Origin of the sequence: Paenibacillus sp. FSL R10-2736 (genome assembly GCF_038000245.1) — a bacterium.
GTDB classification, from domain to species: Bacteria; Bacillota; Bacilli; order Paenibacillales; family Paenibacillaceae; genus Paenibacillus_AQ; species Paenibacillus_AQ phytohabitans.
This window is the reverse complement of record NZ_JBBOBN010000001.1, coordinates 467,606-483,441: the sequence shown is the minus strand read 5'-3', so window position 1 is coordinate 483,441 and position 15,836 is coordinate 467,606. Positions and strand designations below refer to the sequence as shown.

At 55.9% G+C, this 15,836-nt stretch carries 9 protein-coding genes; 1 reads left to right on the top strand and 8 read right to left on the bottom strand.

The window, feature by feature from the left end; genetic code table 11:
• The first annotated feature begins 16 nt into the window (after nucleotides 1-16).
• Nucleotides 17-883: a helix-turn-helix domain-containing protein gene (locus NSQ73_RS02200; RefSeq protein WP_076247025.1), complete on the top strand. Its 867-nt coding sequence runs from the start codon at nucleotides 17-19 to the stop codon at nucleotides 881-883.
• Nucleotides 884-1,186: 303 nt separating this feature from the next.
• Here NSQ73_RS02200 and NSQ73_RS02195 read toward each other — a convergent pair whose 3' ends face one another.
• From NSQ73_RS02195 to bglB, 8 genes are all read right to left on the bottom strand, one after another.
• Nucleotides 1,187-3,457, bottom strand: a complete 2,271-nt coding sequence (locus NSQ73_RS02195; protein ID WP_340985266.1) for a helix-turn-helix domain-containing protein — start codon at nucleotides 3,455-3,457, stop codon at nucleotides 1,187-1,189.
• Nucleotides 3,458-3,540: 83 nt separating this feature from the next.
• Nucleotides 3,541-7,617, bottom strand: coding sequence for an Ig-like domain-containing protein (locus NSQ73_RS02190; RefSeq protein ID WP_340985265.1), 4,077 nt, complete (start codon nucleotides 7,615-7,617; stop codon nucleotides 3,541-3,543).
• 361 nt (nucleotides 7,618-7,978) lie between these two features.
• Nucleotides 7,979-9,754 carry a hypothetical protein gene (locus NSQ73_RS02185; RefSeq protein WP_340985264.1) on the bottom strand — a complete coding sequence of 592 codons (1,776 nt, stop codon included), beginning with the start codon at nucleotides 9,752-9,754 and terminating at the stop codon, nucleotides 7,979-7,981.
• A gap of 30 nt (nucleotides 9,755-9,784) precedes the next feature.
• Entirely contained in the window at nucleotides 9,785-11,449 is a 1,665-nt protein-coding gene (locus tag NSQ73_RS02180; protein ID WP_340985263.1) for an extracellular solute-binding protein, read from the bottom strand.
• 57 nt (nucleotides 11,450-11,506) lie between these two features.
• Entirely contained in the window at nucleotides 11,507-12,382 is an 876-nt protein-coding gene (locus NSQ73_RS02175) for a carbohydrate ABC transporter permease (RefSeq protein WP_340985262.1), read from the bottom strand.
• A gap of 12 nt (nucleotides 12,383-12,394) precedes the next feature.
• Complete coding sequence (locus NSQ73_RS02170) at nucleotides 12,395-13,330, bottom strand: ABC transporter permease (protein ID WP_340948871.1); 936 nt, start codon at nucleotides 13,328-13,330, stop codon at nucleotides 12,395-12,397.
• Nucleotides 13,331-13,522: 192 nt separating this feature from the next.
• Entirely contained in the window at nucleotides 13,523-14,548 is a 1,026-nt protein-coding gene (locus NSQ73_RS02165; protein ID WP_340985261.1) for an SGNH/GDSL hydrolase family protein, read from the bottom strand.
• A complete protein-coding gene (bglB, locus tag NSQ73_RS02160; protein ID WP_340985260.1) occupies nucleotides 14,541-15,605 on the bottom strand; it encodes a beta-galactosidase BglB in 1,065 nt (354 codons plus the stop codon). The genes NSQ73_RS02165 and bglB overlap by 8 nt, the downstream gene beginning before the upstream one ends.
• Between the last annotated feature and the right edge of the window lie 231 nt (nucleotides 15,606-15,836).

Genomic DNA, 15,836 nt, shown 5'->3' with positions numbered 1-15,836 from the left:
TTAGCATAATAACGACATGACAAATAAACTCTATGCACGGGATTTAGGACTCGAGCCTGGCTTTACTTTCCGCATTCAGAAATGCCCGCTGACTCAGGATTATTATGTTCACTGCCATGATTTCTCGGAGCTGGTGGTCATTCTGGAGGGAAGCGCGATTCATATCATTGAAGGAAGGGAGTACCCCGTATCGGCGGGGCAGGTGTTTTTTATCCACAGCGATATTTCGCATGGGTACAAAAATGTGCAGAATATTGAGTACATTAATGTGATGTTCCATCCCGATCAGCTGCTGCAGCTGCCTGAGCTGAAGCTCCTGCCGGGGTTTCAGGCGCTGTTCTATCTGGAGCCGTTCTTCCGCAAAGAGATGTATTTCAAAGGCATGCTCTCCTTGCAGCCCGCGCAGCTGGAAGAGGCTACTGTTCTGCTGGACCGGATTCTGGAGGAGTATGACCGGCAGTCTGACGGCTACCGGCTGATGATCCGTACGTATTTCACCGCGCTTGTCGGCACACTATCACGATATTACCGGCAGAATGGCGGCGGAACGGAGAACAGGGCGCTGCAGATCGGTGAGGCGGTTACCTATATTGAGGAGCATTTCCTGCAGCCTATTTCACTTCAGTCTCTGGCAGATCTGGCTTATATGTCGAAGCGCCAGTTCCTCCGCGTATTCACCCGGAATTATCATACGACGCCCATGGATTATGTCATCCGCAAACGGCTGGAGTACTCCTGCACGCTGCTGCGCAATGCCGGATTAACCATCTCACAGGTGGCCATGGACAGCGGGTTCCGGGATCATAATTATTATTCCAGACAATTCAAAAAAGTGTTCCTGTGCACGCCCTCCGAGTACCGGATGCATAAGGCCGGAATGTAGCGGCAGACAAGCGGAAAACTGCAGTTTTCTCAATATCGGCAACCGGGATAATGTTGCGGGTTTGGCTGATTGTACTTTGTGCAATAGAACTCCTTTGGAATTGCGGAAAAATGATATTCTATTGCATTTCGTTACAAAGTACAATAGAATCTTACCTCCCCTTCCATGAGCACAGATATATAGAAAGAAAGGCGGCAAGGGGAAACTCCCCTGCCGCCTTTTCAAGCTATATGCCCGCCCATGGGCCTGTGGAAAATGCATCTGATCCGCCCTTAATCCCCGGCAATATCTGCCCGGCCCAGGCTAGCCCTGCCGCTCGCCATGCGGAGGGCCGCTCCGCTCCTTGCGGTATTCTCCCGGGGTTACGCCCTCCAGCTTCTTGAACACGCGGATGAAGGACATTGGATACAAATACCCCACCCGCTCGGCGATATTCTGGACAGGCTCGGAGGTCTCTGTCAGCAGGCGTTTGGCCTCGTCCATCCGCAGCCGGGCCAGATAATCGACGAAATTCTCGCCGATTTCTTCCTTGAAGATCCGGCTCAGCGCTTTGGTATTCATCGCGAAGCTGTCGGCGGCATGGGTCAGGGAGAAATCTGGATCGGCGTAATGCAGGGCAATATACTCACGCACCTTGTTGGCCAGCGTATACTGCTCCCGGTTCATCCGCAGGCCGCGGAGCGCCTCCTCCATCTCCTCCAGAGAAGCCAGGAGCTCCCCGCGCAGCTCCTCTATCCATTCGAAGGATTCCGGAGATTGCGGAATTCCGCGCAGCGACCCGTTATTCCATATCCCCTTCATCTCCGGCGGCAGCTCCTGCATCTCCCTGGAGAGGCCTGCCTCCAGCAGCTGCAGCAGGCGGACAATGTCCTCCTTAGAGTAATTGCCGCCTGCCAGCAGCCCGAAGATCCGTTCCATCAGCGGCCTCCACTCATCGTTCCCCAGCCGGTACAGCTGGGGAACGGCACCGATGGCCTGCACCAGCACATCCATTCCTTCCGCCTGAGGCGGGGAACTGCCTTCCGCCGGTGCAGCATAGACGCGGTCGGGGCCGCTGGTGAGTTTACGCTCCAGCGCACCTGCGGCCTTGCGGTAAGCATCCGATAAACCGCTGAGACCGGCCGCCGGCCCGCTGATGCCAAAGGTTGCCGTGAATTTGAGATGCTGCTTCACCCAGGAGCGGGCAGTCTCGGCAATCATCAGCGGCTTCTCGGCACCATCAGCCGTTGCTCCGGCGGCGAAACGGCGGAAGAGCAGCCCGAGACGCCCCGGTCCAATCCACTCTGTCCAGAGCGGTTCCCCTTCTTTCTCGGCGATCTCCTGAATCACACTGCGAAGGGTGAATTTGAACAACGCCTGATCACGAGCAGAGTAGTCTGCAGCAAAGGCCTCATAGAAATCAATCTCGGCAATTCCCACAACCGCGCCGGCAAATTCACCTTTCATTCCAATCCGCTCCGATTCCCGGCTCCATATTTCTGCCGACACCTGGCCGCTGTTCTCCAGCAGCTCTTTGAACAACTGATTCCGCCTGTGCAGAATTCCTTCGGCCTGCTGCTTCTCATAGCTGTTCGTCTGCTCAATCAGACTCTCCAGCGCATGGCTGATGAAGGAAAATTCATCATCCCCCTTGCTCTGCGGCTTCCAGCCTGAGGAACGGTCCGCTCCGAACGTGTAAATCCGGCTCATTACCTGCTCAATCGGACGGTAATTCCGGTGGCTGATATACGTCATGGCCGCAATCCCGCCGAAGACCGCCGCAAAGCCCAGAATCGCCCAGACATTAGAGAAGGCTGACAGCAGCGAGAAGGCCTCTGCGCGCGCCATTCCAACCTTAATTGTCCAGCCCGTATAGGAAGACATGCGGCTTACCACCTGCTCCTGTGCCTGCGGGTCTGAGCAGGTATCCGCCCCTGCAAAAGCGCGCCCTCCGGCGTCCTTCAGGCAGATCTCCGTATTCGTCATGTTCATATCCTGAATCAGCGCCTGCATAGACTGCTTCCGCACGTTAATGACAATCAATCCCTGCTCACCGGAAAAATAAGGGACCTGCTCCACCAGCGAAATGACTGATTTCGGCTGATCCTCGCCGGAGAAAAGCTGCAGGTCACGGATTCCGCTCCAGACAGGGCCGCCCGTATTCTTCATCGCTGTCTCAATAAAGCTGCGGTCCCCGAAATCCGGCAGACTGGACGAGAAATGCTGCATCAGCACTTTGCCGTCGGCCGCACGGTACAAATAGACCGAATCGATCATCGGCAGCGGCGACATGAAATCCAGCAGCACCTCCGTTACCCCGTAATCATGATAAGGGTCAAGCTGCCCCGGGCGGTCAAAATAACTGCTCACCTGATCATCCAGCAGCAGGCTTTTGATCGTTGTAGTCTCCAGGTTGCGGAGAGTGGTATCCACGATCTGCAGCACATTCTCTGCGTATACACCGTTTGCCTTGGCCGTCTGTCTCTCCATTGCTTCATTCAAGGTCAGGAAAAAGAGGATAATCAGGCAAAATACCACAGCAAACAGGATCGGCAGATAGGAAAGAATCAGTCGGTACAGCCATTTCTTATGCATCGGTGTCATCCCCTGTAAGTCCAGATGTTGGCTATCGCTTAAGTGATATTGACTACGGGGCCGGGTTCATAAGTGTAGTCTGTTCAGTACCCCAGTTCTGTGCTTGCATTGCGGGAGATCAGCCCGAAGTATCCCGCTTCTCCAATCGCTCCTGCGGCGGTGTCCAGATAGTTAAAGATCTGCACCCCGTCAACCTTCAGGATCAGGCGCACCCCCCCGGACTCTTGAAAAGCGCCAAGCTGAACGCGGCTCTGCTCCCCGAAGGTTATGGCTGTATTCGGAATGGCCGGCCCGCCCAGACTGGTCAGGCCGTCAATCTTGCCATAGATCACAGTCCGCACCCCTTCGTTGAAGCGGTGCAGCTCAATACCCGATGTCCCTATAACCACCAGGTACATACTACCGGTACTATAGCTCAGTTCCTTGCTCTGATTATTCAGCATCAGGGCATACCAATTGGACGAGACCGCGCTGTCATTGATCTTCATAGTGAAATCCAGCAGCTCATTCTGGTATTTGCGGTTCTGGTAAATGACATGCCCCCCGGGAGCGCGAAGGGTCAATTGGTCTGCTCCGGTCTCCTTCAGCCCGTTGGCAGTGGCAGAGACATACCAGCCATCCGGGTCCTGTACCTCTGTCTGCAGGGTATGATCGTATTTGCTGGCTTCATTCCATACCTTAACCTCATACTGCCCCTGCGTCACGGTGCCAAGATAACCGGCTGACAGCGTCAGGGTTACCGATCCGGTCTGATACGCCGTTAACAGGCCGTTCCCGCTGACACTGACGATGGAAGGATCACTGCTCGTATAACTGACCTCCTCCAGCTCCTCGCGGTTGCCGAACAGCGTCTCGCCGTAAGGCTGCAGCTGCATGTCCGCACCTTCATGAACATATGCCACATTACCGTCATGCCCCTCCAGGCGGACAACGGCTAAGGTGTCTCCCACGAATACATCCGTGGTGATTGTCCGCAGGATGGAGCCGTTAATGATGCTTACGATAAGCTTCGTCTGCCCCTGGCTGAGTCCCGTCACCTCACCCGTGGTATTAACTGAGGCCACGGAGGGATCAAGAATGCTGTAATAGAAGCTGCTGGTTTCCGTGCCCAGCGGCCTGTCTTTGCCGTCCAGCGCTTGAATGGGTGCAAGTTCGCCCCCTCCAATAGCCAGCTTCAGCGGATCCAGCTTCCAGCGGCTGACCTGCCCTTCTGCTGCCCAGGCATATTCCGGCTCCAGCCCGGCCTGGTCAATGATCGTCATTGCCGCCTGAGGCCACTCTGTATCCGGCTGGACCGTATTGTTCTCAAACAGAACCTTGCGGCCGTTGTTGGTATACCCGTCCGTGGTTGTATAGTTGTTCACGAAATCCACATCATGGATCGTCGGCACATAGGCCATCGCCCAGCGGAGCGGTGAATGCCACAGCGGCGTATCCTTCAGGTCGATCACATTATGCTCAAATTTCCAGTAGGCGGAGCCTTCATCCGTGTATAAGGCGGAGTTGCCGTCCATCTGGTTGCGGATGTAGTTGCCGGTGACCAGATTTTTCTCACCCGCTGTGGCCCCGGTAGGTCCAAGACTGTAGATGGCTCCTCCGTCACGCAAGCCCATTCCCATGAGATCATAGATCAGATTATTCTGAATCTTCACGTTCCGGGTAGCGGCATCGAACAGCTTATCCCAGCCATAGCCGATATGTGTTCCGCTGTAGGGCAGATTGTACATTTCATTATGGCTGATGTCCATATCTACCGGATACCCCGCAGATACAGCGGAAGCAGATTTGTAGTCGATGCCGATGTCATGAATCACATTGTTCAGCACATCATTATTCTTCATCAGCAGCCTGTGGTCAGCCGGGTGGTAGATCATGCGGTCCGAGGAATCCGGCTGGCCCACGTTCAGCGCGCTGCCTGAGATATCATAGAAGCGGTTGCCTTCAATTAAGCTGTTCTGAACACCGTTCTGCATCCGCACCGCCGTAATGCCGAGCTTGGTGAACTCATTGTTGCGGAAATTTACAGTATTGGCCAGCTCCAGCATCACCGCCGCATCGGTCAGCTCATCGGGGATGGACGGATAACGGAGATGGTTATTCTGTGAATCGGAATGTCCCGCTGCCGTACTGGGGCGGTTCCAGGTGGTGTACATAAATTTCAGGCCTTCAAAATTCAGATTGCGCACCGGTTCATCAGCCGATATCCCGTACACTGTAGCAAGCTGCTCCAGCACCGGAACTACAACGTCAGCTGTCGACAGATCCTCCCAGGCGCGGGGCTTGTAGTACAGCATGCCTTCTACCCGGTTGTAGTACCATTCTCCAGGCTCATCCAGCAGCTCAAACGCATTCTCGTAGTACACGGGTACCGTTGCCGAAGTTAATCCCCGGTTGAAGACTGCGCTCCGGCCTGGCTCCTGGAGGCCGATCTGTGCTTTGCCGCCGGATGAAGCTATAGACTCCACCTTGATCCGGGAATTCGTCCACAGCTCATTGAATACCATTTCCATATCGGCAGTATTGCCCCATCCGGCCAGCTCTGTATTATCGGAGGTATAGCCGGTTGCAGTCTTCACCGGATTCACGAGTCCCGCGGCGCTCCGCGCCCGGACCGCCCGGATGCCATCCACGAACAGCTGGCGTGTCATAAGGCCGGTTCCGGCATTCGCCCGGTAGATGCCTTTGGCGCTGTCAAACATTGTCCAGCCAGTGACAGACCGTCCGCCGCTGATGGCCGCCGGCTCTCCGGGATAGCTGCGGTAAGTGACAAAATACCCGTTCGTCCCTGAATCCTCCGGTGTGAATTCCAGCGGCTCTGTCAGGGTATAGGTCCCTTGCCGCAGATTGACGATGATGTCAGAGTCCATATCCGCGTTCAACTGGCGGACCTCAGCCTGGGCCCGGGCAATCGTCCGGAAGGGCAATGCTTCTGTCCCTTCATTGCTGTCGTCTCCGCCGGGAGCAACATACAGCTCCTGTCCGGTTGTCCGGCCGGTCACAGTAACGGCTGTCTCGGCGCGCACGCTCCCGGTCTCATCCGTGACAAAGGCTGTAGTCGTTCCGGCGCTTACACCCGTCAGCTCTCCGTAGCGGTCAATCACGGCAATGCTCTCGTCCTCCGTTCCCCACTGGATACCTGTATCCGTATTGTCCAGTGGAGTTACCGAGGCATGTAACAGCACACGGGAGCCTAAGGGAACCGACTGCTCCAGCGGAGCCAGCACGATGGCCGTGATCGGATCTTCATATACGGCTACCGTAGCCGTTACTGCCGGAAGCCCCTCATTCGGCTGTGCCGTAACCGTCGTGACTCCCTGACGGATGCCTGTCACAAGACCATTGCCATCCACCGCTGCCACCTCTGCATTGCCGGTAGACCAGACAGCGCTCTGATCCGTAGCATCCGCAGGTGTGAACTGGAGCGGCAAGGGCAGCTTGGCGCCTCTCCGCAGCTCGTAATTCTCTTGAGAGAAGGCTGCACTTTCCGCCTGTTTGTATCCGCTTACAATAAAATTGTCAAAGCCTATCTTGCCTATGCTGTCTTTATAGAACCCCATATAGAAGGAGGTTAACGCTGCGCCCTCTGCCATCGGTTCCTTCGTCAGCAGCCTGCTGCCGTCAATGGAAAGATCGAAGCTGTGGCTGCCGCCGTCGAGCGCCAGGCGCACATCATACCATACGCCTGCCGAAATCGGCAGCACGGAGGTCCAGGAGCCGGCGCCTTTTTTCATATAGCTGATCGCGCCATTGTTAATGGCGAACTTCACCAGCGGAACAGCACCGCTCTGCGGGGTAGGCAGGTAGATCACCGCTCCCGTCTGCTCTGCCCGGAACGAATAGCTTAACACGCTTCTGTACGTAACATCCGTAACGGATCTGCTTATACTGTAGCTGCTTGCCGTTTTGGCCGCCTGATGAAGCTCCAGCAGCTTGCCGGCATAACCTTCCCAGGACTGCACAGCAACACTCACACCCTGCGGCGGCGTCTTGATCGTCCATCCGGCCGGCTTCGTGCCGGGGCTATACGATTCGAACGTCTCTTCCAGCTTATAGGTGCTGTCTGCCCGGGCCACAGAACCAAGGTCTGCCGGGAGAAGACCTATCAGCAGCAGCATAATGATAACGCATACAAAAAACGGTTTCCGGCTTGTTTTTCTCATAATAGCCACCTTTCCGTATGGAAGCAAGTATAGCGGTTCTAGTACAACATTAGAGCTACAGAAGTGAATTCATTCAACCATGCAGCAATTTATGAAGTTTAATTTGAAGTGAACATTCAGTGATATCAATGATAGTTGTATAATGTGCAATTAAAAACAGTCAAAAGGCAGGCTTGCCTCTTATAGCTGTAGTCTGTACAACTAAATCTGCCCAAATGGGTGAATCCAAGGTACAAATGGCTGTTTAATTGTATGAAATACAACTAAACAGATATTCGGTGGTACATCAGGCGATTTAGTTGTACAAAGTGCAATTAAGCTTAGCACGGCAAAATTTACACTGGCCGCCTGAACTCCGTTGTCACGGTGTATAAGGATCAACGGTTAGCCGGACCGGCGGCTGATTGCCCGCCGCCAGCACAATCTCCCGCGCCCGGGCCCAAGGCTCCCGCGGCACCTCACGGTCATCCGTCTCGAAGTCATCGATCCGCACCGTATCCAGCAGTCTGCGGACATCGCCAGCTTCCGCTGCTTCGTCCAGACATATCACCGCCCAGCCCGCTTCCAGGCGGGGCAACGCCAGAACGGTGCTGTCCCCGGAGTAGAGGACCTGGCGGAGCCTGATCCTCCCTTCCTCCCGCACCACCGTGACGGGCAGTGCGGCGCGCGCCTCCGCCCCGGCACAAATACCCCTCAGCGCCGTGACCGCCACCGCACAGCCCGGATAATGCAGCACGAGCCATTCCCGGTCCCCGGCTGTATTCATTACACGCGCAATCTCTCCGTCATAGCGGTGGATGACCCATTCATCCGCAAGCTCCGCTGCCCGGTTATGCAGCCGGGTCATGCTGCGGACCACCAGCACGGCATTGTCCTGCTGGGCCGAACGTGTCTCCACCTCCGGGTATAGCGCTTCCGCAAACAGCGCGGGCATCAGATAGGCCATGCGGTACTCCTCCGCCGGATGTGTCCGCACGGCTGCGGAATCATCCACGTACCAGCGGAGATAGGACACCTGCTGGTCCCTTACGCTGAAGCTGACCGGGAAGCTCTGCCAGCCCAGCCCCCAGGTGGGATGCTGGTAGCTTCCGGGCATGACCGGGAAGCGGTTGATGCTACCCAGACGGGTATGCTGTCCGATCCAGCTATAGGAACGGGAGGCGTCGAAGATCCGCTCCTCAAGAACCCTGGGCACAGGCTGCGCAGACGGAGAGTCTTCTCCCTGAAGGAAATCATCTTCGAACAGGAGCAGCGTTGCCGCATCATTAAGCGAGAATTTCTGCTCTGCCAGGCGGCCCAGCCCTGTCACCCCCGCAATCGGCCACAGCAGGCTCGGCCGTTTCATCTCTCCCCGGAAGTTGTAGCTGCGGATGGATGGAACCAGTTCCTCCCCGTCATGGAAGACAAGAATGTTCTTCAGTGCATCCATCCGCTCTGACAGCCGTCCGGCGAGCTCCCGGTCATGCTCCTGCAGAACAGAACCGGCAATCCTCAGCGCGTTCATCATCACTCCTTGATAGACCAGGCTGATGTTCTCCCCCCAGCCCCAGCCCCGGCGGACCGTATATTCTTCCCATCTGCGGAAGTAAGCGGTTGCGGTCTCCAGATACTCAGGCTCACCCAGGAAGTGGGCGATGGCCAGCAGCATGGCGCCGTCGCTCATCGTCTTGTTCGGGTAGAACAGCTCCGGTGTCCGGCATTCCTGAGAGAACCAGGCCGCCGCATGGCTGAACATCCGCCGGATCACCTCCAGGTGACTGGCCGGCAAAACACCGGGATCACAGAGGCGTACAACGACAAGCGGCATGAGGATAAAAAACGCCGCATTCGAATCCTGAATCACGCTCTCCTCCCGGTACCAGAGGAACCCTCCATAATCCGGATGCTCCGGGTCTGTAAACTGCAGCCCGGCAATCGATTCAAGCATCTCCAGCCCTGCCGCCTCATCTATCCGGCCCAGCAATGTGCCGTAAGCATAATACCCCGCCGAGAACCGGGCTTCGTGGCAGTACGGCAGCTTGGAGACCTGCCGGGTATGACCCGGCCAGTCATAGCGGACCAGCCCCTCCTCGACCACAATATCCTCCGAAGCAGCCGCAAAGCTCTGCTCCAGAATCTGTCTAACCTGATTGTTCAACTCCGCCGCCCCCTATGTTAAGATTCACCTTTATTCGACTGCGCTCAATTGCTCGCCCATCTCATAAATATCCTTCAGCATGATGGCATCTGCTTTATTGTCCTGATACCAGGTTGCATAGAACTCATCGACCTTGGGTCCGCCTGCCTTCTCCCAGACTCCCTTGGCTTCCTCAATGAACTGGTCCACCGAAGCCGGATCGGAGCTGACGATGGCCTGCATGGCCCGGTCGAGGATCGTTTTATTCGCATTGGTGTTGATCTGGGTCAGATCCTGCGGCAGCAGCGGCAGGAAGGCCTTTTGCGTAATGCCGACAATCGGGCGGGCAGGGTCCATGTACAGCTTCTCGGCCTTTTCATAGATTGCGATGAAATCCTGCTCAGCCGGTGTAGGGTTCACCTTGTTCTTCAGCCCGTAATTCTTGCCGATCAGCGGAGTGAGCATGCCCATATCGCGGTTGTATTCCAGCTCCTTCTTGTTCTTCTCCGGATCGATCACCTCAGCGCGGCCATCGGCTGTCTTGTTGTAATGCACGCCTTCGATACCGTTCTGAATTGTAGTGGTGTATTCATTTGTAATCATGAAATCAATCATCTTCATCACGGATTCAGGGTCTTTGGCCGACGCATTCACCATCCCAGTCATCTGGATCGGAGAGGTCAGCGTCGGACTGAACTGGCCGAATTCCGTCGTTGGCAAGGCAATCGGAATCACCTCGGCTTCCGGGAAGTTCTTCTTGAGCGTCTCATAGGTGCTGACATCGGCACCGTTGCCGCCGTAAATCCCCAGCTTGCCGGAGATCCAGTCCTGCTTCTGCTTCTCCCCGTTTTTATCCGTAACGAAGTCCTTATCCACCACACCCGCCGCATACAGCTCCTTCTGGAAGGAGATCGCCGCCTTGATCCGGTCCCAGTCATGCACAACCTTGTCATTCTCCAGTACCCAAGGATATTGGTCTTCGCCGAACAGCGTAAACCCGGTGCCGAACATGTTGTTCAGAATAATTCCGGCCACGAAGCTGAGCCCGGTCCCCTGCGTATCCGCTTTGCCGTTGCCGTCCGGGTCCTGCTCAGTGAACGCTTTTGCCACCTTCAGCAGCTCCTCCGGGGTAGTGGGAACCTCTAAGCCCAGCTTCTTCAGCCAGTCATTGCGGATAAACAGGTAATGCTGCGGACCGAACTGGATCGGACGTCCCACCGTGTACAGCTTGCCGTCTGCCATCGTGCCTGCCTTGCGCAGCGCCGGATACTTCTCCAGCATCGCCTTATACTCTGTACTGCTGCCCTCAATCAGGTCATCCAGCGGCAGGAGCTGCTTCTGGTTGTAGAGCTGTCCCTGGTAAGCGGTATCAAATTCAAAGATCAGGTCAGGGGCAGACTTCGATGCGAACAGCACATTGAACTTCTGCAGGGATTCGAAACGCGGAACCGTGACGTATTTGACGTTCACCGGCCCGTTCTCATTGACCCACTTCGTCCAGCGGTTGTCGCTCATCGTCCCCTCTTCTGCCGGTACCGTGCCGCGGTCATACAAAGAGACGGTGATGGACCCGCGTTTCCCGGAGGTTCCTTCCTTGTTCGACTCTCCGCCCGGGGAAGCAGCATTATTGCCGCCGCAGCCTGTGACAGCGATAACGAGCATCAGGGTGGCTGCTCCGGCAGCGTTTTTTTGGCTAAGCCATAGTGGTTTGGACATATGAATGTGACCCTCCTAGAATGATGTTCTTGTAGTTACGGATATGAGCAGCAATGATCAGCCCTTGATGGCCCCGATGGTTACGCCTTTGACAAAATACCGCTGCAGCAGCGGATACACAACCAGCATCGGAATGACCATCACCATAATCCCGGCGGCCTTGATGCCCTCCGGTGTAATATTGACGGCCTCCTGCGAGTTCATCGTGTTCAGCTCCTGCAGGACGGACTGGCTCTTGACCATCTGCTGGATGAGCACCGTCAGATTGATTTTCTCCGGACTGTTCATATAGATCATTACATTGAAGAACGAGTTCCAGTAATACACGCCGTAAAAGAGTCCGATCGTCGCCAGCACAGGCAGGGACAGCGGAAGAATAATCCCCGCCAGCAGCCGCCATTCGCCGGAGCCGTCAATTCTGGCCGCTTCCACCAGCTCCTCGGGAATGTTCTCGAAAAAGGAACGCATGATCATCATATTATAAGTGCTGACCAGAGCCGGCAGCCAAAGTGCTGCGTAGGAATCCACCAGCCCGAGACTGCTGACCACGAGATAGGTCGGGATCAGACCGCCCGTAAACAGCATCGTGAACACAATCGCCAGCGTCAGCGTGCGTCTTCCGTAGAAATCACGGCGGGACAACGGATAGGCGGCGAAGATCGTGAACAGCATGCTGGCCGCCACACCGACCAGAGTAATCAGGAGACTGTTGCCAAAAGCACGCACCACCGGCGTTCCCTCGAACAGCATGGTATACGAGCTGATGGTGAACTCCACCGGCCATAACGTGACAAAACCGGAGAGTACGGCATCCTTGCCGCTGAGGGACAGGGAGGCCAGATGGAGCAGAGGCAGCAGGCACAGAATGCCTGAGAGCGTCAGCAGCAGATAATTGAAGCCGTAGAATACCTTTTCACCTTTTGTACTTTGCATAGTGTCCTCCTGTTACCACAAGCCTTTATTGAAGCGCCGGGCAATGGCGTTAGAGATCAGCACCAGAGTCAGCGCAACGAGGGAATCGAACATTCCCAGTGCAGCGGTCAGGCTGAACTGCCCTCCCTGTAGTCCAATCGCATAGATGTACGTACTTATAACCTCGGAGATCCCCGATACAATCGAGTTCTGCAGCACGTACACATGGTCGAACCCTACCTCCATCACCCGTCCCATGGCGAGAATCAGCATGATGACGATGGTCGGGCTGATCCCGGGCAGCGTGATGTTGCGGATCTGCTTCCATTTGCCTGCTCCGTCCATACTCGCCGCTTCATAGAGGCTGGGGTCAATGGACGTCAGTGCAGCCAGATAGATAATCGCATTGAAGCCCGCATCCTTCCAGATGCCCGAGCCGAGGAAGATGGATACCCAGGACCACTCCTCGAAGAGGAACGGAAACGGCTTGCCAAACAGCTTCTCCACCAGCACATTGGCAACCCCGGTCTGGGCGAAGATCGTCACCACCAGCCCTCCGACAATGACCCAGGAGAAGAAATACGGCAGATACACTAACGTCTGAACGGATTTTTTGAAAACCTTGTTGCGGACCTCATTCAGCATAATCGCCAGGGCAATCGGGAACGGAAAGCTGACCAGCACTGACAATATACTAAGCACAAGCGTATTGCGGATAATCTGCACCGATTGTGCCTGGGTGAACAGATTGGTGAAATTGTCCATGCCGACCCACTGGCTGCCCCATACCCCCTCATAGAAGGTATAATTCTTGAAGGCAATAACCAGTCCCAGCATGGGCGTGTATTTGAAAATGATATAGAACGCGATAACCGGAACGAACATGACCCACAGCGGTAAATTGTTCTTGAACCGGCGGGTCTGCCAGAAGTGTTTGCGTTTGCTGCCCGTCTGCCGGGGAGTGTCCATCCGCAGCACCGCTTCGCTGGCTCCATTCGCTTTCATCTCGGTGCCTCCTTTCGCTTGCCTGTTTTTGCTTCTGAAAAATGTTGCTGTTGATCTGAAATGGCCGTTTCATGTCCTCACCATAGCCGCTCCGGACGGTTAGAGCAATATTCAGTTTACCTGTTAATCGCCGCAGAACCCTTATGCAGCCTGGGGTTAGAGGATTCCGCCCAGCTCCCGGGCCAAATTCTCCCCCATCCGGATATGTCCGTCATCCCCGGGATGAATCAGATCACAGGACAGCCCGCTAAGGTCATCCAGCACCCGGCTTCCTTCAATCAGGCTCAGCTTGGGGTGTGACAGGCGCTGTACGTGGCTGCGCAGAATCCCGTTAAACCGGATATCCTTGTCCGCAATCCCGCTGGCCGGGAAATTCGCAAAGTTGGGATAAATCGTAATTACCGCCACCGGCTTCTCCGGATGCCTGCTTACCAGCCGGTCCAGCAGATAGCCGGTCCGCTCACGGAATTCGTCCTCCGGCATATGATCGCGCATATTCACGCCCAGCTCCAGCGTCATAAAGGACCAGTCCTGCTGCTCCGCAAGAAAATCACTCATCTCCCGTTCGCACTGGCAGGAGCCGCTCATGCCCAGATTCAGCACATCGGCAGCCAGCCTTCTTGCCGCTTGGCCGATGTACGGCAAGCTGCTGTCCTCACCGTTGGTAATGGAGGAGCCGTAAGCAATCCAGCGCTTCCGGGGAGTCTCTCCTTCCTCCGGCGGGCGGAGCGGATGGCCGAAGGTCTCAATGCCGTTGACCACGCAGGCATACCGTCCGAAGCATATGCGCCACACCTCCGGTGCAAAGCCCGTTCCCATCAGCAGCTGGCGGGCGGCCATCGCCAGCCGCAGCGGCTCGCTTAACTGAAGCGTGCGGATGGTCCCCGCCTGAAGCTCATGCCTGGAATGGAACAGTCCGCCCTTGAATACGGTCACACAGCCATCCGTCTCCGGCAAAGACAGGGTTACCCGGATATTCGGGGCCGCTGTGACGAAACGAAGCTCGCAGCCGCCCGCTTCCCCGGCGATGAACCGGCCCCGCTCATTCAGCTGCTCCCTGACGCTGCGGGGAATACGGCGCAGATACACGCCATTCCCTGCTGCCGGTTCCAGCTCAGCGACGTTATGGAAGGTAATCCGGTCCAGTCCCGGCAGACCCTTGACCTTGGCGGAATCATACATGCTTCATCGCCTCCACCAGCAGCAGGAGGGTCATGGATTGCCCGTAGGGCATCGGGCAGACGGGAATCTCCCGGTAGTCCTGAAGCGTAGCGCCCATGCCCGTCCCGTAAGATACTCCCTGCACTATCCCTTCTTCATCAATCTGGCCCAGCACATAGTGAAGAGCTGCCAGGGCAGGCTGGCGGCAGCTCTCATCCAGCAGCCCCTGCCGCACCGCCTTCAACATGCCGTAAGCAAAAGCGGCGGTAGCCGAGGTCTCCAGATAGGAGCTGCTGTCGTCCAGCAGGGTATGCCACGCGCCCTCCGGCGCCTGGAGCTCCTTCAGCTTGCGCACCTGCCGCTCCAGCGAGGACAGCAGGAAGCTGCTCACACCCGGCGGCAGCTCCACCATCTCCAGATAATCCACCAGCCCCGCCGTATACCAGGAGTTGCCGCGTGCCCACAAGGCCCGGGCAAAGTGATGGCCCCCTTCGAAGGTCCACCCGTGGAAGAATAGCCCTGTTGCTGGATCGGTCAGGTATTTGAGATGGACGAGAAACTGGCGGATACTCTCCTGTATGCACTCCTCCTCCTTCAGTACAATCCCCATCCGGGCTACGAACAGCACCGTCATATACAGCGTGTCGTCCCAGAGCTGTCCGGTATTCGGGCTGCCCGTAACCTCGTGCTGAATGCCCGCTTCCTCTGTGCGGGGCATGTCATTCAGCACATAATCCAGCCATTCCCGGCACAGCTTCAGATAATCTGCGCGTCCGGTCTCCTCCGCCATATAGCTTAAGGTAAGCATCGGGCACATTGTGTTGACGTTTTTTACGGGAATGCCCCCGTCAAGCTTGCTGTCGAACCAACCGGTCAGATAGTGCAGAATCTCTTCATCTCCGGTTTCCCGGTAATAGCTGTATAAGGCGAAGAGCCCCACTCCCTGCGGCCATTCCCAATTGTCCATAGAGATAATGCCGATGGGTGCGGTTTCCTGAATGGAGCCTTTCATATCCTTCATCCGCTCAATCACACGGACGATCTGCCTTTCGAGTGCTGTACGTGATACTGCTTCCATAATGCTCCTCCTTCTGCAATGTCCTGCTCAGAACCTGGGCCATGAGCATGTGAAGCCTGAAGCCTGTTGATGACTGATTAGCCCTGTTCGCCACCCCATTGTAGTCAAGCGGCGGAATGCCGTCCATTAACAAGAATCTTGCTAATCGCTTTCATTTCTGGCATTGTTCATGATGGGGCTGTATTCATCATTAGGAGGAGTACATGCTCACGTTCACCATCTCTATAGATA